This is a genomic window from Mitsuaria sp. 7 (assembly GCF_001653795.1).
Classification (GTDB): Bacteria; Pseudomonadota; Gammaproteobacteria; order Burkholderiales; family Burkholderiaceae_C; genus Roseateles.
Genome location: NZ_CP011514.1, coordinates 4,027,227 through 4,052,968, shown reverse-complemented (window position 1 = coordinate 4,052,968; position 25,742 = coordinate 4,027,227). Strand labels below are relative to the sequence as shown.

The following is a 25,742-nucleotide window of genomic DNA, read 5'->3' as shown; positions in this document are numbered from 1 at the left end:
GGGTACTTCGGCGCTTCAATTTCGCACCCGCCAGGCAGGCTTTTAATGATCGCTGTTGTGATCATTGAAGGTGGATGAGGCGATGGGAACGAATGAACTCGACCAGTTATCCGAAGTCGGCGAGTCCTGCGACATCGCTTCGCTGATGAATCAATGGGGCAAATCGTCGCTGGAAAACATCGCGGCAACGATCGAAGTACTCCAACGAAAATCGACGCTCGTCGAGCAGATGCGGCATCTGATGACGGAGCACTATCGCGATGTGCTTGAGACCCCCGACCTGCAGCGGATCATCGAGAACAACACTTGGCTGTTTGGTCCCCAGTACGAGACGCTCGGGGCCGAGGACGACAGTTTCACCAGCATTGCGAAATCGTTGCGTGACGATCTGATCTCGCGTTCAGAGCTGGATGAGGATGACGTCGACAGTCCGAGCGACTTGCCTGGGGCGAAGCGTCAGCCCGACCTGTTTCTGGCGAGGAAATTTCCTACTTTCGACTCGACAGGTCGGAAGATCAACAAATGCATCGTCATTGAGATCAAGCGACCGGCGATCTCGCTCAACACAAAGCACTTGCGACAGCTGGAGGATTACGCCGCGATTCTGAGGAAGCTCCCTCAGTTCAAATCCGAATCGACGCACTACGAGTTGATGCTTGTCGGGCGCCAGGTGTCGTCAACGCCGGCGCTGATCGACGATCGCCTTGAGGAGTTCTCGGACCGAGGGGATCCAGGACTGGTCGCGAACCGTCCGCGCATGAAGCTCTATGTCAAGACCTGGCACTGGCTCTTGGAAAACTTTGAACTGACCAACGGCTTCATGCTGGAGAAGCTGAAGCTCAAGCGGAAACAGCTCGAACGGGCGACAAAGTCGGAGTTGGTCTCCGACCTGCAGGCACCGCATTGAGCACAAGTCGGAGAGGCAATGAAAAACGCCCGCATGAGCGGGCGTCTTGGGGACCGGGAAGAGCGATCAGCTGCTGAACAGGAAGTTCAGCACGTCGCCGTCCTTGACCACGTATTCCTTGCCTTCCGCGCGCATCTTGCCGGCGTCCTTGGCGGCCTGCTCACCCTTGAACTGGATGAAGTCGTCGAAGGCGATCGTCTGCGCGCGGATGAAACCGCGTTCGAAGTCAGTGTGGATCACGCCGGCCGCCTGCGGCGCCGTGTCGCCGACGTGGATGGTCCAGGCCCGCACTTCCTTCACGCCCGCCGTGAAGTAGGTCTGCAGGCCCAGCAGCTTGAAGCCCGCGCGGATCAGGCGGTTCAGACCCGGCTCGTCCTGGCCCATCTCGGCCAGGAACATCGCACGGTCCTCGTCTTCCATCTCCGACAGCTCAGCCTCGGTCTTCGCGCAGATCGCCACCACCGGCGCGTTCTGCTTGGCCGCGTACTCCTTCAGGCGGTCCAGGAAGGGGTTGTTCTCGAACCCGTCTTCCGCCACGTTGCCCACGAACATCGCCGGCTTGGCCGTGATCAGGCACAGCGGCTTCAGGATCACCACCTCTTCCTTGCTGAAGTCGATGGACCGCACCGGCAGGGCCTGGTCCAGCGCGACCTGGCACTTCTCCAGCACCTTCACCAGCGCCGCCGCCTCCTTGTCGCCCGCGCGCGCCACCTTGTTGTAGCGGTGCAGGCTCTTCTCCACCGTCCCCAGGTCCGCCAGGCACAGCTCGGTCTGGATCACCTCGATGTCGGAGATCGGGTCCACCTTGCCGTTGACGTGGATCACGTTCGGATCCTCGAAGCAGCGCACGACGTTCACGATCGCGTCCGTCTCGCGAATGTGCGACAGGAACTGGTTGCCCAGGCCTTCACCCTTGGACGCGCCCGCCACCAGACCCGCGATGTCCACGAACTCGACGATCGCCGGCACGATGCGCTCCGGCTTCACGATCTCCGCCAGCTTCCCCAGACGCGGATCGGGCAGCTCGACGATGCCCACGTTCGGCTCGATCGTGCAGAAGGGATAGTTCTCGGCGGCGATGCCGGCCTTGGTCAGCGCGTTGAAGAGGGTGGACTTGCCGACGTTGGGCAGGCCCACGATGCCGCATTTGAGGCTCATGGTTGGCTTTCGGGGGAAATGCTGGAAGCGGGGGTGGCCTGCGGCAGCGCGCGGGCGAAACCGGCATTTTAGTCGCCCATCGGGCGGTCCGCGCCGTCTGGAGGTCCGCCCGGGACGGGCTCATCGCCCCTGCCTACAATCGTCCTCCATGGAAAAGTTCGACGTCCTGGTGCGCGGCAACGGCTGCGTCGGTCGCAGCCTGGCGCTGGCGCTCGGCGCCCGCGGCCTGCGCGTGGCCCTGCTGGCCCGGCCGACCGCCCCCTCGTCCTCCGCGGACGTCCGCGCCTATGCGCTCAATGCCGCCTCCGTCGCGCTGCTCACCCGGCTGCGCGTGTGGGAAGGCCTCGCCGAGGACGCCCGCACCCCCGTGCACGACATGCGCATCCACGGCGACCGCGCCGGCGCGGAACTGCACTTCAGCGCCTGGCAGCAGGGCGCGGGCGAGCTCGCCCACATCGTCGACGCCGCGGCGCTGGAGGACCAGCTCGACGCCGCGCTGCGCTTCGCCCCGCACGTGCAGCGCGTGACCGAACCCGTCCCCGCCACGCTGCAGGCCCTGTGCGAAGGCCGCGACACCGGCGCCGCCCAGGAATTCGGCGTGCACTACGAGCGCCACGACTACGGCCACATGGGCGTCGCCACCCGGCTGATCGCCAGCAAGCCGCACCAGGGTCAGGCGTGGCAATGGTTCCGATCGCCGGACGTGCTGGCGCTGCTGCCTTTCGATCGCCCCGAACCCGGCCACAGCTACGGCCTGGTCTGGTCGCTGCCCAAGGACGAGGCCCGCCGCCTGATGGCCGCCGGCCCGGCCGAATTCGAATCCGCCCTGCTGGAAGCCACAGGCGGCGCCGCCGGCACGCTGAAGCTGGCCGGGGAGCGCCAGTCCTGGCCCTTGCAGCTGTGCCGCGCCGACGCGCTGTGCGGCCCCGGCTGGGTGCTGCTGGGCGACGCCGCCCACCTCGTCCATCCGCTGGCGGGGCAGGGTCTGAACCTCGGCCTGGCCGACGTCGAGGCGCTGGTCGATGTCATCGTCCGTCGCGAATCCTGGCGCAGCCTCGGCGACGAGAAGCTGCTGCGCCGCTACGCCCGCGCCCGCATCGCCCCGACCTGGGCCATGGGGGAACTGACCGACGGCCTGCTGCGCGGCTTCGCCAGCCAGGCGCCGGTCCTCGCCCGGCTGCGCAACGAGGGCCTGCGCCTGGTCGATCGCGCCGGCCCGCTCAAGAAATGGCTCACGGCGCGCGCGCTCGGCCACTGAACGCACTGAACGGTGTCATCCGTTCACCTGAAAGCCTTCGAAAGTTCACATGACGTCCATGTTCCCCACGTCCTCCGCCCTCAAGCGCTCCCGCAGGATCTCCCGCAAGACCCTGGCCCTGGCCGCCTCGCTGGCCGCGCTCGGCCTGTACGGCTGTTCGGCCCAGGCCAATGAGGACACCATCCGCAAGAACCTCACCGCGATGATGCCCAAGGAGATCAAGATCGACGAGATCCGCCCCAGCCCCATCGCCGGGCTGTGGGAAGTCCGCATCGGCAGCGAGATCCGCTACACGGATGCCGGCGGCCAGTACCTCGTCGAGGGCGAGATCCTCGACCTGAAGAACCGCAAGAACCTCACCCAGGAGCGCGTCGACAAGCTCACCGCGATCGACTTCGCCTCGCTGCCGCTCAAGGACGCGATCGTCTGGAAGAAGGGCGACGGCAAGCGCCGCATCGCCGTCTTCGCCGACCCGAACTGCGGCTACTGCAAGCGCTTCGAGAAGTCGCTGCAAGAGGTCGACAACATCACCGTCTACACCTTCGTGATCCCCATCCTCGGCGGGGACTCGCCGGAGAAGTCGCGCACCATGTGGTGCGCCAAGGACAACACCGTCGCCTGGCGCAACTGGATGATCGACGGCGCGATGGCCCCGCCGGCCGATCCGAAATGCGACAGCTCCGCCATCCAGCGCAACCTGGCCCTGAGCCAGAAGATCCGCGTCAACGGCACGCCCGCCATCCTGTTCGAGAACGGCACCCGCGCCCCGGGCGCGATCAGCCCGCAGCAGCTCGAGCAACGCTTCCAGGCGATCCAGGAAGCGGACAAGAACCAGAAGAAGTCCTGATCCCATCGAATCCCGATGGCATCCCGCCTGATCCTTGACTGATCACTGACCGCTCCCGATGACCGACCGCACCCACCACCACGCCGCTCCGGTGCACGCCGCCTCGGCCTCCGTCAACCCGATCGCCGCGCGACTGGGCTATGCGGGCCTGATCCCCTTCGTGCTCGGCGCGGCGCTGGTGTGGCTGGTGCGGGAGGACGCGCACCCCTACGTCACCGACGGCCTGTCGCGCTACGCGGCCATCGTGATCACCTTCCTGGGGGCGATCCACTGGGGCCTGGGCATGCGCCAGAGCATCCCGTCGCCCGCGCCCTTCATCTGGGGCATCGTGCCGGCGCTGCTGGCCTGGATCGCCTCGACGATGCCCCCGTACGCCGGGCTGGTGATCGAGGGCTTCCTGCTGATCGCCTGCTACGTCGCCGACCGCAAGCTGTACCCGTCGCTGGGCGCCTCGCCCTGGCTGACGCTGCGCTTCCGGCTGAGCGCCGTGGCTGCGCTCAGCTGCTTCATCGCCGCCCAGGGCACCTGATTCCCCAGAACCCTCGGGGGCGTCGATCCGGACGAACCCTGGTCCGGTTCATTTGAACGAGAACCGCCCGGTCGCGCACCATGCGGCCGCCGGGCTTGGTAGGCTGTTCCTCATGACCGCTCGTCCCACGATCCACTACCGCATCGCCGTCGCCGACCCGCAGGCGCACCGCTTCGAAGTCACGCTGACCGTGCCGGCGCCCGAGGCGCGCCAGACCCTGAGCCTGCCGGTCTGGATCCCGGGCAGCTACCTGGTGCGCGAGTTCTCCCGCCACCTCGGCGCCGTGACGGCGCGCCAGGGACAGCGCGAGGTGCTCGTCACCCAGACGGCGAAGAACCGCTGGGAATTCGACTGCGCGGGCCGCGGCGCGCTGGTCGTCAGCTACCCGGTCTACGCCTTCGATACCTCCGTGCGCGCCGCCTTCCTGGACGCGCAGCGCGGCTTCTTCAACGCGACCGGCCTGTGCCTGCGCGCGCACGGCAAGGACGATCTGCCGCATCGCGTCGAGCTGGCCGGCCTGCCCGCGGGCTGGGACGTCGCCACGGCGATGGCGCCGGTCGAGGACGCGCCGCTGCAGTTCGAGGCCGCCGATTACGACGAGCTCGCCGACCATCCGTTCGAGCTGGGCCCGTTCTGGCGCGGCGAATTCGTCGCCGGCGGCGTGCCGCACGAGCTGGTCGTGTCCGGCGCGCTGCCGATCTTCGACGGCGAGCGGCTGCTGCGCGACGCGCAGAAGATCTGCGAGACGCAGATCGCCTTCTGGCACGGCGGCAAGAGCAAGCCGCCGATGTCGCGCTACGTGTTCCTGCTCAACTGCACGGACGACGGCTACGGCGGGCTCGAGCACCGCGCCAGCACCGCGCTGATCGCCGCGCGGCGCGACCTGCCGCGCCTGGGGCAGTCCGAGACCAGCGACGGCTACGTGAAGCTGCTCGGCCTGATCAGCCACGAGTACTTCCACACCTGGAACGTCAAGCGGCTGCGGCCGGACGTGTTCGAGCGCTACGACTACGAGCAGGAGAACTACACCGAGCTGCTCTGGTTCTTCGAGGGCTTCACCTCGTACTACGACGACCTCTTCCTGGTCCGCGCCGGCCTGATCGACGAGGCCCGCTACCTGAAGCTGATCGGCAACACGCTCACGCAGGTGCTGGGCGCGCCGGGCCGCAAGCACCAGAGCGTGGCGCGCTCAAGCCTGGAGGCCTGGACCAAGTACTACCGCCAGGACGAGAACACGCCCAACGCGGTGGTCAGCTACTACGCCAAGGGCTCGATGGTGGCGCTGGCGCTGGACCTGTCGCTGCGCGGCGCGGAGAAATGCGAGAAGCCGCAGTCGGTGGACGACCTGATGCGCGGCCTGTGGAAGGACACCGGCGGCGGTCCGGTCAGCGAGGCGACCATCCTGCAGAAGCTGGTCGACATCGGCGGCGAGGCGATCGCGCAGACGCTGTCGACCTGGGTGCACGGCACCGAGGACCTGCCGCTGCCGCAGCTGCTGGAGCGCGTCGGCGTGCGCTGGTGCCTGGACAAGCCGACGCTGGCGCAGCGCCTGGGGCTGCGGGTGTCGGAGAACGACGGCATCGTGATCGTCAAGAACGTGCTGCTCGAGAGCGCCGGACTGGCCGCAGGACTGAGCGCGGGGGACGAGATCGTCGCCTGCAACGGCTGGCGCGTGCGCAGGCTCGAGGACCTGCCGCTGACGCTGAACCACGTCGACCCGCAACGGCTGGAGCTGCTGGTGGCGCGTGACCAGCGGATGCTGACGCTGGCCCTGACCCTGCCGCTGCAGGACAGTGCCGCGCGGCCGGTCTGCCTGGGCCTGCTCGACAAGGCGCCGGCGCGCGCGCAAAGCCTGCGGCGCGCATGGCTGGGGGGCTGAGACATCGGCTCCCCCTCGCCGGGCTCACGGCGGCGGTCATCGGTGCCCACCTCTGGCTGCTGAGCGGCGCGCGAGAGCTCCACGACGCGTGGACGCCCGGGACGCCGGAGCCCGAGCGGCTGCAGGCGGCGTTCATCCGGGAACTGGCGCCGGCCCCGCCGCCGCCGCCGGCCACCACGCCGCCCAAGGACGGACCGCAGGGCGCGCCGCAACGCCACATCGAATCGATGCCCGCGCTGGGCGACGGCCCGGCGCCGCTGCCGCGCGATCCCGCCGCCAGCGAGCCGACGCCTGAGCTGCAGGCGCTGGCGATGCCGCCGGCGCTCGCGGTGTCCGACGCGGTCGGCGAGTGGATGCCGGGCATCGAATGGCCGCTGTCGACCGAGCTCGACTACAAGCTGACCGGCGACTTCCGCGGCCCCGTGTACGGCGATGCCCGCGTGCAATGGCTGCGGGACGGCTCGCACTACCAGGTGCATCTCGAAGCCTGGATCGGCCCGAAGATCGCACCGCTGATGTCGCGCCGGATGAGCAGCGACGGCGACATCACGCCGCTGGGCCTCGCGCCGCGTCGTTTCGACGAGGTGACCGGCGGGCTCGCGGGCGGGAACCGGCAGACGACCTTGCTTTTCGATCTCGGCGGCGTGCGCCTGGCCAACGGCCGGCGGGCGCCGGTGCCCGACGGCACGCAGGACGCGGCCAGCCAGTTCGTGCAGCTTACCTGGCTGTTCCTGACCGGCCGCCAGGCCGCGCAGGGCGACCTGCTGATCCAGCAACCGCTGGCGTTGCCGCGCAACGTGCATCTGTGGCGCTACAAGGTGACGGGGCTGGAAGAGGTCGCGACGCCGCTGGGTCCCATCCCGGCGTGGCACGTGGATTCGGACATGAGCGACACGCGCGGCGACATGCAGGCCGAGTTCTGGCTGGCGCCGTCGCTGCAGTACCTGCCGGTGCGGGTGCGGATCTGGCAGAACCGTCCGACCGACCCGCGCACCCACATCGACCTGGTGCTGAAGGCGCCGCCCAAGCAGGCGCTGGCGCCGGCGCCCTCGGCGTCTGCCGCTCCGGGCGCTCCCGCCGCATCCGGCACATCCGGCGCGGGTACTTGAGCGTCACGGGCGCTTTCTTCGTCGCCCCTATAGTTGCCGCCATTCCAGTACGAGGAGACATCCCATGATTGCAGCCCTGACCGGCGTGACGTTCGAGAACATCCTGGTGGAGGTCGCCGGCGCCGGCGATCGCAAGACCGGTGTGATCCGGCTGAACCGCCCGAAGCAGCTGAACGCGCTGAGCGACCCGCTGATGGACGAACTGGGCCGTGCGCTGCTGGCCTTCGACGCGGACGACGGCATCGGCTGCATCGTGCTGACCGGCAGCGAGCGCGCCTTCGCGGCCGGCGCGGACATTCCGACGATGGCGCCGCACACGTTCATGTCGGCGTTCAAGAGCGGGTTGATCTCGAAGAACTGGGAGACCATCCTGCAGGTCCGCAAGCCGGTGATCGGCGCGGTGTCAGGTTTTGCCCTGGGCGGCGGGTGCGAGCTGGCGATGATGTGCGACTTCATCATCGCGGCGGACACGGCGCGCTTCGGCCAGCCGGAGATCAAGCTGGGCATCATCCCCGGCGCGGGCGGCACGCAGCGCCTGCCGCGCGCGGTCAGCAAGAGCAAGGCGATGGACATGCTGCTGACGGCCCGCATGATGGACGCGGCCGAGGCGGAACGCGCCGGGCTGGTGTCGCGCGTGGTGCCGGCGGATCAGTTGATGGCCGAGGCGCTGACGGCGGCGGAGACGATCAACGGCTTCAGCGGCCCGTCGACGATGCTGATCAAGGAGCTGGTCAACCTGGCCTACCAGGGCCCGCTGACCGACGGCGTCGCGATCGAGCGGCGCTACTTCCACGCGCTGTTCGGCTCCGACGACCAGCGCGAAGGCATGGACGCGTTCCTGGCGAAGCGGGCGCCGGCGTTCAAGCATCAGTGATCGATTCCGAGTCGCTGGCGAACGTCGCCGCGACTCGGTCAACGGTCGGGCAGCGTTTTCAGCGCCTGCGCCACCGTCATGATCGGGATGTCGTCGAAGTCTTTCATCGATAGCAAATCGTCGTCGCCAGACACGATCAACACGGCCCGCGCTGTTATCGCGCAGGCAAGCACCTTGTCGTCATCAACATCGCGACAGGCGGTGAACGCCAGTCGCCGGGCAGTGATCAGCGTGGAGAACTGTCGATAGCGCGCGACGAGTTCCTCCGAAGAAAAACCGGTCGCTGATACCGCCTTCGCAAGCTTTTTCTTCGCGAGTGTTGCGGCGAGCTCGTCCAGAAGTGCCTTGCTGGTGAACAGCTGGACCTCGCCTTCGGCGACCGCTTCGATGATCCTGGCGGGATTGCGGCCCCAGAGAAACGCGGACACCAGCACGTTGGTGTCCACGACCCAACGTGCGCGACCGCTCATTTCCCGATGGCGCCCTTCGAATCGCGCTCACGGCGCACGGCATTCACTTCGGCCTGGATCGCCTTCATCGACATCGGTTTGGACATCGCTACCTGGCCGCGGGCGGCACCGTCCAGCAACTCCTGTGCAGCGCGACGCGCCATGGCGTCCTTGATGAGCGCGCGAACCGCCTTCGCATTCAGGAAGCCTGCGGCCAGGGCATCTCGCGCAAAGCGATCGGAAAGTTCCAACTTGAATTCAAACGTGGTCATTGGCAGTCCTTCGTGACGCAGCCGGAGCGAGCGTCTGATGTCGTGATTATTAGCAGCGCGGCGGATGACGCGTTTGAAGCCCCGTGGTGGAAACGCATCGTGATTACCGCGATTCCGGGAGGGTGGTCCCTGCCTAGGCAGCATCTTTTTGAAACAATCCTTGACCCCGACCGCTGTACGCTAAGTGTGCGATTGAGGGATTGTTGACAATCCGTGAACGGATCTTTCCAGATTGCCTAGTGTTTCCCCTAGGCGGCGGCGCCTAGAGTTCAACCCATGGACGACGCGGAGTGCGGAGTCCGGTGCAACGAACCGCTAGGAGCCCGCCATGAACACCCTGATCAAGACCACCCTGATTGCCGCCGCCTTCCTGACCGCCGGCGCCACCTTCGCCGCCGAACCGGTCCAGAAGACCCGCGCCGAAGTCATCGCCGAGCTGCAAGCCGCTCGTGAATCCGGTGAACTCGCCGCGCTGACGTCCGAGCAGGAAGGCGTCGGCTCGCTGGAGAACGGCATCAATTCGCCGACCTCGGCCCAGATCGCCGCCAAGAAGGCCGCCGTGAAGACCGCCGCCAAGAAGGGCGCCGCCACCGAAGGCAACTCGGCCAAGTAAGCCTGACGCTTCCCCCTCGACACTGCCGGATGCACCGGCCGGCCTGGGGGGCCAGCAAAGAAAAAGGACACCCGTGTGGGTGTCCTTTTTTCGTTCATGAAGGCTTGCGTTCGTGAGGCCAAGCGCGGGCACTCCACGGTGCAGGAGGCCTCGCGTCCGCGAACCTCCAGCACCATTCCGGCCCCACTCGCAGTCGTTGACTGCACGTTGAATGGGGTCAGGTGGTGCGCGTTTGACTCAAGCCTCGCGGCGCAGCGCCGGGAAGAGGATCACGTCGCGGATCGAGGGGCTGTCGGTGATCAGCATCATCAGACGATCGATGCCGATGCCGCAACCGCCCGTCGGAGGCATGCCGTACTCGAGCGCACGGATGAAGTCGGCGTCGAAGAACATCGCCTCCTCGTCGCCCGCATCCTTGTTGGCCACCTGCGACTGGAAGCGCGCAGCCTGGTCCTCGGCATCGTTCAGCTCGGAGAAGCCGTTGGCGTACTCGCGACCGGTGATGAAGAGCTCGAAACGCTCGGTGATGGTCGGGTCCGCATCCGAGGCACGCGCCAGCGGGGAGACCTCCACCGGGTAGTCGACGATGAAGGTCGGCTCCCAGAGCTTCTCCTCGACCGCCGCCTCGAACATGCCGAACTGCAGCGCCGAGAGGCCCCAGTGCTTGGGCGCTTCCTCGCCCAGTTCCTTGAGCTTCGCGCGCAGCACGTCGGCGTCGTCGGCCTCGGCTTCGCTCACGCCCGCGTGCACGATCAGCGACTGGCGCACCGACAGGCGCGTGAACGGCTTCTCCAGGTCGACCGGCTTGCCGGCGTAGGTGACCTGGGCGCTGCCGGTGGCGGCGCGCGCGGCGTGGCGGATCACTTCCTCGGTGAAGCTCATGACCTCCTGGTGGGTCCAGTAGGCCGCGTAGAACTCCATCATCGTGAACTCGGGGTTGTGCCGGACGCTGATCCCCTCGTTGCGGAAGTTGCGGTTGATCTCGAAGACGCGTTCAAAACCGCCCACCACCAGGCGCTTCAGGTAGAGCTCCGGCGCGATGCGCAGGTACATCTCCTGGTCCAGCGCGTTGTGGTGCGTGATGAAGGGCTTGGCGTTCGCGCCACCCGGGATCGGGTGCAGCATGGGCGTCTCGACTTCCAGGAAGCCGTTCTCGACCATGTACGAGCGGATCGAGGACACGGCCTTGGAACGCGCGACGAAGCGGTCGCGCGCCTTGCCGTCGGAGATCAGGTCGGCATAGCGCTGGCGATATTTCTGCTCCTGGTCGGCCATGCCGTGGAACTTGTCCGGCAGCGGGCGCAGCGACTTGGTCAGCAGGCGCAGGGTCGTGACCTTGACCGACAGCTCGCCGGTGCGGGTGCGGAAGAGCGTGCCCTCCGCGCCCAGGATGTCGCCCAGGTCGAAGTGCTTGAAGTCGGCGTAGAGCTCTTCGCCCAACGCGTCCTTGGACAGGAAGAGCTGGATCGCGCCGGTGGCATCCTGCAGCGTGGCGAAGCTGGCCTTGCCCATGATGCGCTTGAGCATCATGCGGCCGGCCACGGTCACGGCGACAGCCTGGGGCTCGAGTTCCTCGTTGGAGAGCTCGCCGTACCGGGCCTGCAGCGGCTGCGCGCGGTGCTGCGGTTTGAAGTCGTTGGGGAAGGCCGCGACCCCCTTGGCCTTGGCTTTTTCGCGGACGGCGGCGAGTTTCTCGCGGCGTTCTGCGATCAGCTTGTTCTCGTCTTGGGCGGGCGCCGGCGTGTCGTTGCCGGTCTGGGGGTCTTGGGGCTGGCTCATCGTGGGCTGCAAAAAGGGCAGGGCGCGATTTTAGGCTCTTAAAATCGCGCCCCATGCCTCAGTTCCCCATCCTGGACCGCCCGGTCCGCGTCGCCCTGGTCGGTTGCGGCCGAATTTCGAAGAACCACGTCGACGCGCTGACCCGGCATCAGGGCCGCGCGGAGCTGGTCGCCGTCTGCGATACGCGCCCCGACGCCGTGCTGGCCGCGCTGGCCCAGACCGGCCTGCCGGCCGACCGCGGCTTCGCCTCGCTGGACGCGCTGCTGGCGGGCTCGGACGCCGACCTGGTCGTGCTGTCCACGCCCAGCGGGCTGCACGCGCAGCAGGCCATCGCCTGCGCCCAGGCCGGCCGCCACGTGCTCAGCGAGAAGCCGATGGCGACGAAGTTCGAGGAAGGCCAGGCCATGGTCCGTGCCTGCCGCGACGCGGGCGTGAAGCTCTTCGTCGTCAAGCAGAACCGCCTGAACGCGACCGTGCAACTGGTGAAGAAGGCGCTGGAAGAAGGCCGCTTCGGCCGCATCTTCATGAGCACGGTCAACGTGTTCTGGACCCGCCCGCAGAGCTATTACGACGCCGCCCGCTGGCGCGGCCGCTGGGACATGGACGGCGGCGCCTTCATGAACCAGGCCAGCCATTACGTCGACCTGCTGGACTGGCTGGTCGGCCCGGTGGACAACGTCCACGCCTACACCGCCACGCTGGACCGCGACATCGAGGCCGAGGACACCGGCGTGCTGGCGCTGCGCCTGCGCCACGGCGGCCTGGCCAGCATCAACGTGACGATGCTGACCTACCCGCAGAACCTGGAAGGCTCGATCACCATCCTCGGCGAGAAGGGCACGGTCAAGATCGGCGGCACCGCGGTCAACAAGATCGAGCACTGGGCCTTCGACACGCCGCATCCCGACGACGAGCTGGTGAAGAACGCCAGCTACGAGACGACCAGCGTCTACGGCTTCGGCCACGCCGCGTACTACGACAACGTCATCCAGACGCTGCGCGGCGAGGCGCAGGCGCAGGTCGACGGCTACGAGGGCCTGCGCTCGCTGGAACTGCTGATCGCCTGCTACCGCAGCGCGCGCGACGGCCAGCGCGTCGGCCTGCCGCTGGTGTTCTGACATGGCGTTCTGGCAACACGCCTCGGCCGTCGTCGACGACGGCGCGCAGCTCGGCGAGGGCACCAAGGTCTGGCACTTCAGCCATGTCTGCGCCGGTGCGCGCGTCGGCGAGGGCTGCTCGCTGGGGCAGGGCGTCTACGTCGGCAACGACGTGACGATAGGCCGCAACGTGAAGATCCAGAACAACGTGTCGGTCTATGACGCGGTGACGCTGGAGGACGACGTCTTCTGCGGTCCGTCCATGGTCTTCACCAATGTCTACAACCCGCGTTCGGCCGTGCCGCGCAAGAGCGAGTACCGCCGCACGCTGGTGAAGCGCGGCGCGACGCTGGGCGCGAACTGCACCGTGGTCTGCGGCGCGACGATCGGCGAGTACGCCTTCGTCGGCGCCGGCGCGGTCGTCAAGGGCGACGTGAAGCCGCATGCGCTGATGGTCGGCGTGCCGGCCCGCCAGATCGGCTGGATGAGCCGGCACGGCGAGAAGCTCGATCTGCCCGTCGACGGCCACGGGCGCGCGACCTGCCCCGCCGGCGGCGACCTCTACGAACTCGACGGCCAGACGCTGATGCTGGTCACGCCCCAGGATCCCCAGTCATGAGCCTTCCCTTCATCGATCTCAAGGCGCAGTACGCCGCGCTGAAGACGACGATAGACGCGCGCATCCAGCGCGTGCTGGACCACGGCCAGTACATCATGGGCCCCGAGGTCAAGGAGCTGGAGACCGCGCTGGCCGCCTACGTCGGCACGAAGCACTGCATCACCGTCGCCAGCGGCACCGAGGCGCTGCTGATCGCGCTGATGGCGCTGGATCTGCAGCCCGGCGACGAAGTCATCACGACGCCCTTCACCTTCGCCGCGACGGTCGAGACCATCGTGCTGCTGGGCGGCGTGCCGGTGCTGGTCGACATCGAGCCCGACAGCTGCAACCTCGACGCGACGCTGATCGAGGCGGCCATCACGGCGCGCACGAAGGCGATCATGCCGGTGAGCCTCTACGGCCAGGTCTGCGACATGGACGCGATCAATGCGATCGCGGCGAAGCACGGCAACATCCCCGTGATCGAGGACGCCGCGCAGAGCTTCGGCGCTTCCTATAAGGGCAGGAAGAGCGGCGGCCTGTCGACCTGGGGCGCGACCAGCTTCTTCCCGAGCAAGCCGCTGGGCTGTTACGGCGACGGCGGCGCGCTGTTCACCGACGACGACGCGCTGGCGCAGGCCGCGCGTGAGATCCGCGTCCACGGCCAGAGCCAGCGCTACACGCACACGCGGGTGGGCGTCGGCGGCCGCATGGACACGCTGCAATGCGCGGTGGTGCTGGGCAAGCTGGAACGCTTCGACTGGGAGATCGCGCAGCGCCTGGCGATCGGCGAGCGCTACCAGCGCCTGATCGGCGAACTGCCGGTGCAGCGCCTGGCGGTGCGCGAGGACCGCGATTGCGTCTGGGCGCAGTTCACCGTGCAGGTCGACCGCCGCGATGAGATCGCCGAGGCGCTGAAGCAGGCCGGCGTTCCGACCGCGGTGCATTACCCGAAACCGCTGCACCGGCAGCCAGCCTACGAGCAGCGCTGCCGCGTCGCGACACCGCTGCCCAACGCCGAGTCCGCCGCGCGGCGCGTGATGAGCCTGCCGATGAGTCCCGACCTGAGCGAGGCGCAGCAGGACCAGGTCGTCGCCGCGCTCCGGGCTGCGCTGACCTGACCGCCCCGATGCTGATCGGCTACACGCTGGATGCCGTACGCGCCCGGATGCGGGCGCGGGTCGCGGCATGGCTGGGCCTGGACGTGGGCACCCGCGCGCAGATCCACCCCGGCGCGCGCGTGCGCTGCGGCGCGGGCAGCACGCTGGGCGCGGGATCCATCCTGTACCGCGACGTGCAGATCCTCGCCACCGGCCAGGGCCGCTTCGTGATCGGCGCGCGCAGCCATGTCGCGCCGGGCGGCTACCTGCTGGTCGGCGACCAGTGCCTGAGCATCGGCGACGACGTCGCCATCGGCCCCGGCCTGATGCTGTTCTGCGAGTCCAACGCGGTGACGGCCACCGGCCTGTTCCGCGATCACTACCGGCGCGGCGAGATCCGCATCGGCAGCAACGTGTTCATCGGCGCCCGCGTGACGGTGCTGCCGGGCAGCTTCATCGACGACGGCGTCGTCGTCGCGGCGCACGCGGTGGTGCGCGGCCACCTGCCCAGCGGCTGGGTCTACGGCGGCGTGCCGGCCCGCCCGCTCCACCGGATCGACGGGGCCAGGCCGCCGTCGACCGCCCCGTGAAGGGTCACGTCGCCGGCGCGCTGCGCTGGCGCGATCTGCCCGGCGCGCTCCGGCACTGGCTGCGCCGCGGCGCGGCCAGCGGCGAGGACTTCCGCGCCGCGTTCGCGCGCAGCCTGCGCCTGGATCCGGCGCAGGCCGGCGAGGTCCGGCTCTTCGGCACGGGCCGCGCGGCGCTGCATGCGTTCACCGCGTCGCTGGACCTGCCGGCCGGCTCGGAAGTGCTGCTGCCGGGCTACACCTGCGTCGTCGTGCCCAACGTCTTCATGCACCTCGGGCTGGCGGTGCGCTACGTCGACATCGCGCGGGACGATTTCAATCCCACGCCCCACGCGATCTCCCAGGCCATCAGCGAGGCGACGCGCCTCGTCGTCGTGCCGCACAACTTCGGCCTCGTCACCGAGGGCCTGGACGCGTTGCGGGCGAAACACCCCGACGTCGTGTTCATCGAGGACGCCGCCCACGCCTGGGGCAGCACCGACGCGATCGGCCGCGAGGTCGGCACGCTGGGGCATGCGGCGTTCTTCAGCTTCGAGTATTCCAAGCCGCTGACCACCGGCATCGGCGGCGCGCTGGTGATCCACGACCCCGCCTTGCGCGAGCGCTTCGCGGCGCGCATGCCCGTGCTGCAGGCGCCCGCGACGTCGACGGTCTTCAAGCAGCTGCTGACCTTGTGCTGGCACCGCCTGACCATGAGCCTGCCGCGCCCCGCGCTGCAGGCGCTGGTCGCGCTGCTGCGGGCGCCGTCGCGGATGCTGGGCGTGGTCGCGAAGACGCCCGACAGCGAGGTCGCCGGCGACACGCAGCCCGACTACCGTGCCGGCCTGCACCCGCTGAGCGCGGCCATCGGCCTGATGCAGGCGGGCCGCTTCGACGAGGTCCATGCGCTGCGCCGCGCGCAGGCGCAGGACTACGACGCGCTGCTGGCGAATCTGCCGGGCTGGGAGTGGCCCGTCCGTGCGCCCGGCGCGGTGCTGCTCAGGTACCCGCTGCTGCTGCGTGACGCCGCGACGCGCGACGCCGCGATCGCCGCGCTGGAGGAGGCGGGCGTCGTCGGCGGCACCTGGTTCGACGACGTCGTCCATCCGCGCGGTTGCCGCCGTTTCGGCTACACCGAGGGCGAGTGCCCGAACGGCGAGCGCGCCGCGCGCACCGTGCTCAACCTGCCCTTGGGTCGTCATGCGCGGCTGAGCCCGTCGCAACGCGCCGCGTTGCGCGCGATCGCGGAACGCCACGGGGGGAAGGTCCGATGACCGTCCGCCGCCGTTTCGCGCAGCTGGCCGGCGCCTCGATGCTGACGCAGGCGATCCCGATGCTGATCGCGCCGCTGCTGACGCGCTGGTACGGCGCGGAGGCGCTCGGACACTGGGCGCTGTTCGTGGCGCTGGCCGCGAACCTCGCGACGATCGCCAACGCGCGCTACGAATTCGCCATCGTCCTGCCGCGCCGCGACGGCGAGGCCGCGCTGGTGCTGCAGCTGGCGCTGTGGATCGCGCTGGGCATGGGCCTGCTCACGGCAGTCGGCGCCACGGGCTGGCACCTGCTGATGGCGCACCACGCCAAGCTCGGCGGGCGCTGGGTGTCCCTCGACCAGCTGGACCCGTGGTTGCTGATGCTCGCGCCGGTGGTCGCGCTGGCCGGCATGCAGCAGGCGCTGAGCCTCTGGAACAACCGCCAGGGCCGCATCGACGTGATCGCGCAGGCCCGCGTGCTGCAGCAGAGCGTGATGGCGGCGGCCCAGGCCGCGGCCGCGCTGGGCGGATTCGCGGGCGTGGCGGCGCTGGTGCTGTCGCAGAGCCTGGCCGCGCTGCTCGCGCCGCTGTGGCTGCTGCGGCGCGGCGCCCGCTGGCGCCGTGCGACGCGGCTGGACCGGGCCGGCAAGACCTGGCACTGGCGACACCTGCGTCGCCTGGGCTGGCGCTACAAGCAGTTCCCGCTGCTCAACAGCCCGCATGCCTTCGTCAACGCGGCGCAGGAGACGCTGGTGCTGGCGATGATCGCCGCCTGGGCCGATGCCGCGACGGCGGGCTACTACGCGCTGATGGTGCGCCTCGTGAAAGCGCCGGCGACGCTGGTCGGCGGCGCCTTGTCCGAAGCCCTGCTCGGCGAGCTCGCCCGCGACTGGCAGCGCGGCATCGACCTGCGCCCGCGCCTGCGGCGCGGCATCAAGCTGCTGGCGATGGTCGCGCTGCCCTGCATGGTCGTGCTGATCGCCATCGGTCCCGCGCTGTTCGGTTGGCTGCTCGGAGCGGACTGGGCCCGCGCCGGCGAGTACGGCCGCTGGCTCGCCCCCTATGTCGCGGCGCACTTCATCGCCGCGCCGCTGACGGTCACGCCGATGGTCACCGGCCGGCAGCGCGGCGCACTGGTCTTCAGCCTGGTCGGCAATGCGCTGTACGTGCTGCCGGTCGCGCTGGTCCTGAGTACCGGCGGTGCGCTGACGACGGCGCTGGCCGCCATCGCCGTGCTGCTGCCCATCTATTTCGCGATCTATCTCGCATGGCTGGTGCGCGGCTCGGCGCCGCGACCCGCCTTGCACGGAGTGCCTGCATGAGACTGGTCCTGATCGGGGACGGCGAGAGTCCCCACCTCCTGAAATGGGCCCGCGCGCTGTCCCAGCAGCGGGAGGTCGAACTGTGGGCGGCGTCCACGCGCGGCTTCGCGCCGGAGTTCCAGTTCCTGATCCCCGAGGACCGCCGCCTGGCGATGAACACCGATCCCGCGCATGCCGGCGGCAACATCGCCGTGCTCAGGCAGCTGCCGGCGCTGGGCGCCTGGCTCAAGCGGGTCGATGCCGACTGGCTGCACGCGCACTACCTGACCTCGCACGGCACGCTGGCCTGGGCCGCGCGCCGCGGCTGGAAGCTGCGCGCGAGGATCGCCGGCTCCGCCTGGGGCAGCGACATCCTGGTCACGCCCGACCAGGGCTGGGCCTACCGCTGGCTCACGACCAAGGTGCTGCAGGCCTGCGCGATCACCACCTCCGATTCCGAGCACATGAGCGCCCGCATGCGTGAGCTCGGCGCGGCCGAGGTGATGACCTTCCCGTTCGGGCTGGAGCAACTGCCCAAGCAGAACGTCCGCAAGCAGCCCTGGCTGTTCTTCACCAACCGCGGGCTGGAGCCGATCTACCGGCCGCATCGCGTGATGGAGGTTTTCGCCGCGATCGCCGCGAAGCAGCCGGAGGCGCGCCTGGTCGTCGGCAACGACGGCTCGCTGCGCGGCGCGCTGGAGGCGCAGGTCGCGTCGCTCGGGCTCACGGACCGAGTCGAGTTCATCGGTCGCGTCGATGCGACGTCGCAAGGCCGCCGCTACGCGCCGGCGCGCTGGTTCCTGAGCCTGCCGCAGAGCGACTCGGTGTCGGTCTCCGTGCTGGAGGCCATGGCCCACGAGTGCCTGCCCATCCTGTCCGACCTGCCCGCCAACGACGAGGTGCTGGGCACCGGCGGCATCGCCAGCATCGATGCGGCGATGCACCCGAACGCGAAGCTGCTGGGTCGTCACGGCTTGATCCTGAAGGACGGCGACGACCTCGCCACGCTGGCCGACCGCCTGCAACTGATGGTCGGACAGTCCGACGTGGCCGGGCACTCGGTCGACGCCGACCGTCTGGGCGCCGCCAACCGCGCGTGGGTCGCCGAGCACGCGATGTTCGGGCCCGCCGTCAAGACCTTCGTCGAGCGCCTGAAGCGCTTCTGAGCATTCCCGTCCGAGCATGCCGTTCTCCTCCCCATGAAGCTCCTGCTGATCAACCACTACGCCGGCTCGCCCATGCACGGCATGGAATTCCGCCCGTTCTATCTCGCCCGCGAATGGGTCCGGGCCGGGCACCAGGCGCTGATCCTGGGCGCGTCGTACTCGCATGTCCGCACGACCCAGCCGGAGCCCGGCATGGCCGCGTTGAACGGCGTGAACTACCTCTTCTACGACACGCCCGAGTACCAGGGCAACGGCACGGGCCGGGTGAAGAACATCTGGTCCTTCTGCCGCCAGGTCTGGAAGGACGCCGACATCCTGGCGCGCGAATTCGCGCCGGACGTCGTGATCGCGTCCAGCACCTACCCGATGGACGTCTGGGTCGCGCGCCGCGTCGCGAAGCTCGCCAAGGCCAAGCTGGTGTACGAGGTGCACGACCTCTGGCCGCTGTCGCCGATCGAGCTGTCGGGCATGTCGAAGTGGCACCCGTTCGCGATGCTCTGCCAGAAGGCGGAGAACGACGCCTACCGCGATGCCGACGTCGTCGTGTCCATGCTGCCCAAGGTGCATCAGCACATGGCCGCGCACGGCCTCGACCTGAAGAAGCTGCACATCGTGCCCAACGGCATCACGCTGGACGAATGGTCCGGGCAGGGCGAGCCGCTGGACGCCGCGATCCAGGCGCACCTGGCCGCCGAGCGCGCGGCGGGACGCACCGTCGTCGGCTACGCGGGCTCGATGGGCGAGCCCAACGCGCTGGACGTGCTGCTCGACGCGGCGAAACGGCTCAAGGACGCGCATGGCGCGGAGGGCGCCGCGTTGAGCTTCGTGCTTGTCGGCGGCGGGCACCTGCGGGACCAACTCGAAGCGCGCGTGCGCGACGAGGGAATCACGAACGTCGCGATGTTCCCCCCGATCCCGAAGGCGCAGATCCCGTCGCTGCTGAAGGGCTTCGACATCGCCTACATCGGCTGGCAGCGCACGCCGATCTATCGCTTCGGCATCGCGCCCAACAAGCTGATGGACTACATGATGGCGCAGCGGCCGGTGCTGCATTCGGTGGAGGCCGGCAATGACCCCGTCGCCGAGGCCGGCGCTGGCCTGACGGTGCCGCCGCAGGATGCGAAGGCGGTCGCCGAGGGCCTGCTCCAGCTCGCCGCCGTCACGGCTGAAGAGCGCGCCGCCATGGGCCGGCGCGGTCGCGAGTTCGTGCTGGCGAATCACACCTATCCTGTCCTGGCGCAGCGATTCATCGACGCGGTGTCCTGAACCGTCTTTCCCTGTCTCCGCAGTCCCGATCAACGCAGTCCTCACCACGGCGTTCCGCCGACGACGACATGACCCAGGACCGAGAACTCCAGGCCATCGCCCAGCGTTACGCCCGCCGCGACCAGCGGCTGGCGGGTCTGGAGCGCTACAGCCTGCTGCGTCCCGAGGTCTGGCAGATGCTGCATGAGCGCCAGGCCGCGATGCTGCGCCTGCTGGCCGCGCACCGCGCCGCGCTGGCGGATCCGGCGGTGCCGCTGGGCGACTGGCGCATGGCCGAGGTCGGCTGCGGCGCCGGCGGCAATCTGATGGACATGCTGCGGCTGGGTCTGCTGCCGCAGCACCTCACCGGCATCGAGCTGCTGCCCGAACGGCTGGAGGCCGCGCGCGCCGCGCTGCCGCAGCAGGTGCGCCTGCTGGCGGGCGACGCCTCGCAGGCGGACGTCGAGGCCGGCAGCCAGGACCTGGTGCTGCAGTCGACGGTGTTCTCCTCCATCCTGGACGACGGCCTGCAGCGCCGGCTCGCCGACGCGATGTGGCGCTGGGTGAAGCCGGGCGGGGCGGTGCTCTGGTACGACTTCATCGTCGACAATCCCCGCAATCCCGACGTCCGGGGCGTGCCGCTGAAACGCGTGCGCGCTCTGTTCCCCGAGGGCCGGATGGCGGTGCGCCGCGTCACGCTGGCCCCGCCGATCGCGCGGGCCGTCTGCCGCCTGCACCCCGGCGCCTACCGCGTCCTCAACACGATCCCCTTCCTGCGCAGCCACGTGCTGGCGTTGATCACCAAGACATCATGAACATCAACGATCTGAAGGCCGGTCCGAATGCCGTGCCGAACCCTGAGCAGACGGCTGGGCAGACGGCCGAGCCCAAGCTGCCCTTCCTCCCGTTCGCGCTGCCCGAGCTGGGCGACGAGGAGATCGCCGAGGTCGTCGACACGCTCAGGAGCGGCTGGATCACGACCGGCCCGAAGGCGCGGCGCTTCGAGCAGGCCTTCGCCGAATTCCTGGCCGAGCCGCAGATCGAGTGCATCGCCGTCAACTCCGCGACCGCCGGCCTGCACCTGGCGTTGGAAGCCCTGGGCATCGGCCCCGGCGACGAGGTCATCACGACGACGCACACCTTCACCGCGACGGCCGAGGTGGTGCGCTACCTCGGCGCGGACGTGAAGCTGGTCGACATCGATCCGGCGACGATGAACATCGCGATCGACCAGATCGAGGCCGCGATCACGCCGCGCACGAAGGCGATCATCCCGGTGCATTACGCCGGCCTGGCGGTGGACATGCTCACGCTGCTGGACATCGCGCGCAAGCACGGGCTGAAGGTGGTCGAGGACGCCGCGCACGCGCTGCCCACCACGCTGGAGAAGGAGCTGATCGGCACGATGGGCAGCAACGCCACGGTGTTCAGCTTCTACGCCAACAAGACGATGACGACGGGCGAGGGCGGCATGCTGGTCACCCGCGATCCGGAGCTGGCCAAGCGCGCCCGCGTGATGCGGCTGCACGGCATCAACCGCGACGCGTTCGACCGCTTCACCGCGAAGGTGCCGAGCTGGTACTACGAGATCGTCGCCCCCGGCTTCAAGTACAACCTGACCGACATCGCCGCGGCGCTGGGGCTGCACCAGCTCAAGCGGCTGCCGGGCTTCCAGAAACGGCGCGAGCAGATCGCCGCGCGCTACTTCGAGGCGCTCGCGGACCTGCCGCTGATCCTGCCGCCCAAGGCGCCCAACGAGGACGTCCACAGCTGGCACCTGTTCGTGCTGCGCCTGTCCGACGCGACGGACGTGTCGCGCGACCTGTTCATCGAACGCATGTTCGAGCAGGGCATCGGCTGCAGCGTGCACTACGTGCCGCTGCACCAGCATCCGTACTGGCAGGAACTCTACGGGCTGACGCCGGCGATGTTCCCCGAATCGCAGAAGGCCTACGAGCGCACGGTGACCATCCCGCTGTACACGGCGATGACCGACGAGCAGGTCGAGCGCGTGATCGTCGCGGTGCGCCGCAGTCTGGGCTTCTGAGCACGGCACGGCGGGAACGGGACGGCCGATGGCCAAGCGACTTTTCGACATTCTCTGCGCCGGCCTCGGCCTGCTGCTGCTGAGCCCGCTGCTGCTGGTCGTGGCGGCGTGGGTCAAGATGGACTCGCGCGGGCCGGTGATGTTCCGGCAGGAGCGGGTGGGGCGCTTCGGGCGGACCTTCCGCATCCACAAGTTCCGCACCATGCGCGTCGACGCGCCGGCGCTCGGTCCGCAGATCACCATCGGCGACGACGCGCGCATCACGCGCAGCGGCCGCTGGCTGCGCGCGAGCAAGGTCGACGAGCTGCCGCAGCTGTGGGACGTGCTGCGCGGCGCGATGAGCCTCGTCGGGCCGCGGCCCGAGGTGCCGCGCTACGTGGCGCTGTATCCGGCGGAGCTGCGCGCGCTGGTGCTGTCGGTGCGGCCGGGCATCACCGATCCGGCCTCGCTGAGCTTCCGCAACGAGAGCGAGCTGCTGGCGCAGGCCGAGGATCCCGAGCGCGAGTACGTCGAGGTGGTCATGCCGATGAAGCTGCGGCTGGCGGCGGACTACGTGCGCAACGCCAGCCTGGGCGGCGACATCCGGCTGATCCTGGCGACGCTGGGCGCGATCAGGGACTGAGAGAAAAGCACACGATGAACTGGTTGTCCCTGGATGCCTTCCTCACGCGGATCCGCCCCTACCGGGAGGCCCTGGCGCTCGCGCTGGACATGGTGGCGGTGGCGCTCGCGTGGCAGGCGACCTACCTGTTCCGCCTGGGGTTCGAGCGCTGGTTCGAGGCCCGGCCCGATTACGACCACTGGGTGATGCTGGGCATCGTGGTGCTGTACGGCGGGCTGCTGAAGCTGTTCCAGGTGCCCAAGGGGATGTGGCGCTTCAGCGGCTTCGGCGAGGTCAAGCGGCTGGCGGCGGTGTGCGTGACCGCGGGCCTGATCGCCGCGGTGGCGGTGCTGATGGCGCAACTGACCAAGGTGCCCCGCGCGGTGCTGGCGCTGCATCCGGTGTTCACGCTGATGGTGCTGGCGATGATCCGCATGGGCTACCGCATGCTCTACGAGCACATGCGCAGCCGCATCAGCGGCAGCGCGCTGGAGCAGCGTCGCGCACTCGTGATGGGCGCGGGCGATGCCGGGCGGCTGCTCGTGGCCGGGATCCAGCACCAGCAGGGCTGGGTGGTCGTGGGCTACCTGGACGACGCGCCGGAGAAACGCGGTGCGCGCGTCGCGGGCGTGCCGGTGATCGGCACGCTGGAGGACGCGACGCGGCTGTCGGACATGCACGGCATCACGCACGTGATCGTGGCGATGCCGGCGGCGACGACGGTGCAGCGGCGCCGGGCGCTGGACCTCGCGGGCAAGACCGGCCTGGCCGTGCTGACGGTGCCGAGCAGCCAGGAACTGCTGGCCGGACGCGCGGTGAACCAGGTGCGCGACATCGAGCCCGAGGACCTGCTGGGCCGCGAGCCGGTTGAGCTGGACGAGGGCGGCATCAGCGAGTGCATAGGCGGCAAGACGGTGCTGATCACCGGCGCGGGCGGCTCGATCGGATCGGAGCTGTGCCGGCAGGTGGCGCGTTATGGTCCGTCGAGGATCGTGCTGTACGAGCTGAGTGAATTCGCGCTGTACGGGATCGAGCAGGAGCTGTCGGAGAAGTTCCCGCGCATCCCGCTGGTCCGCCTGGTCGGCGACGTGAAGGACCTGGAGCACCTGCGCTTCACCTTCGGCAAGTACCGGCCGCAGATCGTCTTCCACGCGGCGGCCTACAAGCATGTGCCGCTGATGGAGGACGAGAACGCGTGGGCGGCGCTGAGGAACAACACGCTGGGCACGTATCACGCGTGCGTGGCGGCGGCCGAAGCCGGCGCCGAGCGCTTCGTGCTGATCTCGACGGACAAGGCGGTGAACCCGACCAACGTGATGGGCGCCACCAAGCGCGCGGCGGAGCTGATCATCAGCCACATGGCCGGGCAGGGGCATGCGACGAAGTTCATGGCGGTGCGGTTCGGGAACGTGCTCGGCTCCAGCGGGAGCGTGATCCCGAAGTTCAAGGAGCAGATCGCCCGGGGCGGGCCGGTGACGGTCACGCATCCGGAGATCACGCGCTACTTCATGACGATTCCGGAAGCCGCGCGACTGGTCGTCCAGGCAGGCGCCATCGGGGAGTCGGGACAGGTGTTCGTGCTCGACATGGGCGAGCCGGTGAAGATCGTCGACCTGGCGCGGACCATGATCCGGATGAGCGGGAAGGACCTGCGCGAGATCCGGATCGAGTTCTCCGGCCTGCGGCCCGGAGAGAAGCTCTACGAGGAGCTGCTGGGCGACGAGGACACGACGCTGCCGACGCGGATCGCCGCGCTGCGCATCGCGCGGCTGGGCGACCAGGTGGCGGGCGACGCCGCCGTGCAGGAATTGCTGGCGGCGCTGGCCGCCGGGCAGCCCCGGCGCGAGGGCGCCGAGGCGCGCGGCCTGCTCGCGCGGCTGCCGCTGAGCTACAGCGGCCGGCCCTGAGCCTCAGCCTCTGATCGGCATCCCCCCGGGCCATTCCGGAGCGTGCCGGGGCCGGCGCGGATTCAGCTCCGCGTCTTCTTCCAGACCTTGCGGTTCACGAAGTCGGTGTAGCTGATGATGATGCGCAGCACCTTGTCCGAGACGTTGGCCGGCGCGTAGTCGTCGACCAGGCGCAGCAGGCGCTCGTCGCCGCGGGGCTGGCCCTCGAGCACGCGCAGGCCGTCCTGCACGCGCTCGACGTCCAGTCCGACCATCATGACGGCCGCTTCCTCGACGCCTTCGGGGCGCTCGTGCACCTCGCGCAGGTTCAGCGCGGGGAAGTTCAGGATCGACGATTCCTCGGTGATCGTGCCGCTGTCCGACAGCACCGCGCGCGCGCGGGTCTGCAGGTGGATGTAGTCCAGGAAGCCGAAGGGCTTCATGAACTGCACCCGCGGATGCACCTGCACGGCGTCGCCGAGCTGCTCCAGCCGCTTGCGGGTGCGCGGGTGCGTGGAGACGATCACCGGCTCGTCGTAGCGCTCGGCCAGCATGTTCAGCACGGCCAGCAGGCGCTGCAGGTTCTCCGCCGAGTCGACGTTCTCCTCGCGATGCGAACTGACCACGAAGTACTTGCCGGCCTCCAGGCCCTGGCGCGTCAGCACGTCGGAGGACTCGATGCCGTCGCGGTAATGCTCGATCACCTCGCGCATCGGGCTGCCGGTGCAGATGACCTGGTCGGGCGGCAGGTTCTCGCGCAGCAGGTAGTCGCGCGCGATCTGGCTGTAGGTCAGGTTGATGTCGGAGGTGTGGTCGACGATGCGGCGGTTGATCTCCTCCGGCACGCGGAAGTCGAAGCAGCGGTTGCCGGCCTCCATGTGGAAGATGGGCACCTTGCGGCGTTTCGCGGCGATGGCGGCCAGGCAGCTGTTGGTGTCGCCCAGGATCAGCAGCGCGTCGGGGCGCGTCTGCTCGATCACCTTGTCGACGTTCATGATGACCTGCGCGATCGTCTCGGCCGCGCTGCCGCCGGCGGCTTCCAGGAAGTGGTCGGGCTTGCGGATGCCGAGGTCGCTGAAGAAGACCTCGTTGAGCTCGTAGTCGTAGTTCTGACCGGTGTGCACCAGCACGTGCTCGCAGAAGCGGTCCAGCTTGTCGATGGTGCGCGACAGCCGGATGATCTCCGGCCGCGTGCCGACGACGGTCAT

General features: G+C 69.0%; 25 protein-coding genes. 20 read left to right on the top strand and 5 right to left on the bottom strand.

The genetic code is table 11. The features are described from left to right. Positions 1–82 precede the first annotated feature (82 nt). Positions 83–907, top strand: a complete 825-nt coding sequence (locus ABE85_RS17790) for a hypothetical protein (protein ID WP_067277556.1) — start codon at positions 83–85, stop codon at positions 905–907. A gap of 66 nt (positions 908–973) precedes the next feature. Here the strand turns inward: ABE85_RS17790 and ychF are convergent, their stop codons facing one another. After that, positions 974–2,065 carry a redox-regulated ATPase YchF gene (gene ychF, locus ABE85_RS17785; protein WP_067277552.1) on the bottom strand — a complete coding sequence of 364 codons (1,092 nt, stop codon included), beginning with the start codon at positions 2,063–2,065 and terminating at the stop codon, positions 974–976. A 148-nt stretch (positions 2,066–2,213) separates the two neighbouring features. Between ychF and ABE85_RS17780 the strand changes: the two genes are divergently transcribed. The 6 genes from ABE85_RS17780 to ABE85_RS17755 all read left to right on the top strand — a co-directional run bounded on the left by ABE85_RS17780 (position 2,214) and on the right by ABE85_RS17755 (position 8,561). Continuing rightward, entirely contained in the window at positions 2,214–3,323 is a 1,110-nt protein-coding gene (locus ABE85_RS17780; RefSeq protein ID WP_067277550.1) for an FAD-dependent monooxygenase, read from the top strand. A 49-nt stretch (positions 3,324–3,372) separates the two neighbouring features. Then, positions 3,373–4,170 carry a DsbC family protein gene (locus tag ABE85_RS17775; protein WP_231993115.1) on the top strand — a complete coding sequence of 266 codons (798 nt, stop codon included), beginning with the start codon at positions 3,373–3,375 and terminating at the stop codon, positions 4,168–4,170. 58 nt (positions 4,171–4,228) lie between these two features. Continuing rightward, positions 4,229–4,699: a DUF3429 domain-containing protein gene (locus tag ABE85_RS17770; RefSeq protein ID WP_067277549.1), complete on the top strand. Its 471-nt coding sequence runs from the start codon at positions 4,229–4,231 to the stop codon at positions 4,697–4,699. Positions 4,700–4,811: 112 nt separating this feature from the next. Next, entirely contained in the window at positions 4,812–6,578 is a 1,767-nt protein-coding gene (locus ABE85_RS17765; RefSeq protein WP_067277546.1) for a M61 family metallopeptidase, read from the top strand. Then, positions 6,563–7,687: a DUF3108 domain-containing protein gene (locus ABE85_RS17760; RefSeq protein WP_067277543.1), complete on the top strand. Its 1,125-nt coding sequence runs from the start codon at positions 6,563–6,565 to the stop codon at positions 7,685–7,687. The genes ABE85_RS17765 and ABE85_RS17760 overlap by 16 nt, the downstream gene beginning before the upstream one ends. An 85-nt stretch (positions 7,688–7,772) precedes the next feature. Then, positions 7,773–8,561, top strand: coding sequence for an enoyl-CoA hydratase (locus ABE85_RS17755; RefSeq protein ID WP_067283012.1), 789 nt, complete (start codon positions 7,773–7,775; stop codon positions 8,559–8,561). A 38-nt stretch (positions 8,562–8,599) separates the two neighbouring features. Here the strand turns inward: ABE85_RS17755 and ABE85_RS17750 are convergent, their stop codons facing one another. Beyond that, a complete protein-coding gene (locus ABE85_RS17750; protein ID WP_197507047.1) occupies positions 8,600–9,007 on the bottom strand; it encodes a putative toxin-antitoxin system toxin component, PIN family in 408 nt (135 codons plus the stop codon). Between the two features lie 20 nt (positions 9,008–9,027). Next, the gene (locus tag ABE85_RS17745) at positions 9,028–9,282 is read right to left on the bottom strand and encodes a hypothetical protein (protein ID WP_067277540.1); all 255 of its coding nucleotides are present in this window, start codon (positions 9,280–9,282) and stop codon (positions 9,028–9,030) included. 328 nt (positions 9,283–9,610) lie between these two features. Between ABE85_RS17745 and ABE85_RS17740 the strand changes: the two genes are divergently transcribed. After that, complete coding sequence (locus tag ABE85_RS17740; RefSeq protein WP_067277536.1) at positions 9,611–9,895, top strand: DUF4148 domain-containing protein; 285 nt, start codon at positions 9,611–9,613, stop codon at positions 9,893–9,895. Positions 9,896–10,132: 237 nt separating this feature from the next. On the opposite strand, the gene lysS is transcribed toward ABE85_RS17740, so the two are convergent. Beyond that, the gene (gene lysS, locus ABE85_RS17735; RefSeq protein ID WP_067283006.1) at positions 10,133–11,674 is read right to left on the bottom strand and encodes a lysine--tRNA ligase; all 1,542 of its coding nucleotides are present in this window, start codon (positions 11,672–11,674) and stop codon (positions 10,133–10,135) included. 53 nt (positions 11,675–11,727) lie between these two features. On the opposite strand from lysS, the gene ABE85_RS17730 reads away from it, so the two are divergent. From ABE85_RS17730 to ABE85_RS17675, 12 genes are all read left to right on the top strand, one after another. Beyond that, entirely contained in the window at positions 11,728–12,792 is a 1,065-nt protein-coding gene (locus tag ABE85_RS17730; RefSeq protein ID WP_067277533.1) for a Gfo/Idh/MocA family protein, read from the top strand. A 1-nt stretch (position 12,793) separates the two neighbouring features. Next, positions 12,794–13,390 (top strand): acyltransferase, encoded by a 597-nt coding sequence (locus ABE85_RS17725; protein WP_067277531.1) that lies wholly within the window; start codon positions 12,794–12,796, stop codon positions 13,388–13,390. After that, on the top strand, positions 13,387–14,490 hold the full coding sequence (locus ABE85_RS17720; protein WP_067277524.1) for a DegT/DnrJ/EryC1/StrS aminotransferase family protein: 1,104 nt from the start codon (positions 13,387–13,389) through the stop codon (positions 14,488–14,490). The genes ABE85_RS17725 and ABE85_RS17720 overlap by 4 nt, the downstream gene beginning before the upstream one ends. An 8-nt stretch (positions 14,491–14,498) precedes the next feature. Next, positions 14,499–15,059 (top strand): hypothetical protein, encoded by a 561-nt coding sequence (locus ABE85_RS17715; RefSeq protein WP_082938715.1) that lies wholly within the window; start codon positions 14,499–14,501, stop codon positions 15,057–15,059. After that, complete coding sequence (locus tag ABE85_RS17710) at positions 15,056–16,309, top strand: DegT/DnrJ/EryC1/StrS family aminotransferase (protein ID WP_067277520.1); 1,254 nt, start codon at positions 15,056–15,058, stop codon at positions 16,307–16,309. Before ABE85_RS17715 ends, ABE85_RS17710 begins: the two co-directional genes overlap by 4 nt. Continuing rightward, a complete protein-coding gene (locus ABE85_RS17705; RefSeq protein WP_067277517.1) occupies positions 16,306–17,610 on the top strand; it encodes a lipopolysaccharide biosynthesis protein in 1,305 nt (434 codons plus the stop codon). The genes ABE85_RS17710 and ABE85_RS17705 overlap by 4 nt, the downstream gene beginning before the upstream one ends. Beyond that, the gene (locus tag ABE85_RS17700) at positions 17,607–18,755 is read left to right on the top strand and encodes a glycosyltransferase family 4 protein (protein ID WP_231993114.1); all 1,149 of its coding nucleotides are present in this window, start codon (positions 17,607–17,609) and stop codon (positions 18,753–18,755) included. The genes ABE85_RS17705 and ABE85_RS17700 overlap by 4 nt, the downstream gene beginning before the upstream one ends. Positions 18,756–18,788: 33 nt before the next feature. Further along, positions 18,789–20,021 (top strand): glycosyltransferase family 4 protein, encoded by a 1,233-nt coding sequence (locus ABE85_RS17695; protein ID WP_067277508.1) that lies wholly within the window; start codon positions 18,789–18,791, stop codon positions 20,019–20,021. Between the two features lie 68 nt (positions 20,022–20,089). Further along, positions 20,090–20,815, top strand: coding sequence for a class I SAM-dependent methyltransferase (locus tag ABE85_RS17690; RefSeq protein WP_067277506.1), 726 nt, complete (start codon positions 20,090–20,092; stop codon positions 20,813–20,815). Beyond that, a complete protein-coding gene (locus tag ABE85_RS17685) occupies positions 20,812–22,047 on the top strand; it encodes a DegT/DnrJ/EryC1/StrS aminotransferase family protein (RefSeq protein ID WP_082938713.1) in 1,236 nt (411 codons plus the stop codon). The genes ABE85_RS17690 and ABE85_RS17685 overlap by 4 nt, the downstream gene beginning before the upstream one ends. 28 nt (positions 22,048–22,075) lie before the next feature. Next, complete coding sequence (locus ABE85_RS17680) at positions 22,076–22,669, top strand: sugar transferase (protein WP_067277503.1); 594 nt, start codon at positions 22,076–22,078, stop codon at positions 22,667–22,669. 14 nt (positions 22,670–22,683) lie between these two features. Continuing rightward, positions 22,684–24,555 carry a nucleoside-diphosphate sugar epimerase/dehydratase gene (locus ABE85_RS17675; RefSeq protein ID WP_082938712.1) on the top strand — a complete coding sequence of 624 codons (1,872 nt, stop codon included), beginning with the start codon at positions 22,684–22,686 and terminating at the stop codon, positions 24,553–24,555. A 62-nt stretch (positions 24,556–24,617) separates the two neighbouring features. Here the strand turns inward: ABE85_RS17675 and wecB are convergent, their stop codons facing one another. Next, complete coding sequence (gene wecB / locus ABE85_RS17670) at positions 24,618–25,742, bottom strand: non-hydrolyzing UDP-N-acetylglucosamine 2-epimerase (protein ID WP_067277501.1); 1,125 nt, start codon at positions 25,740–25,742, stop codon at positions 24,618–24,620.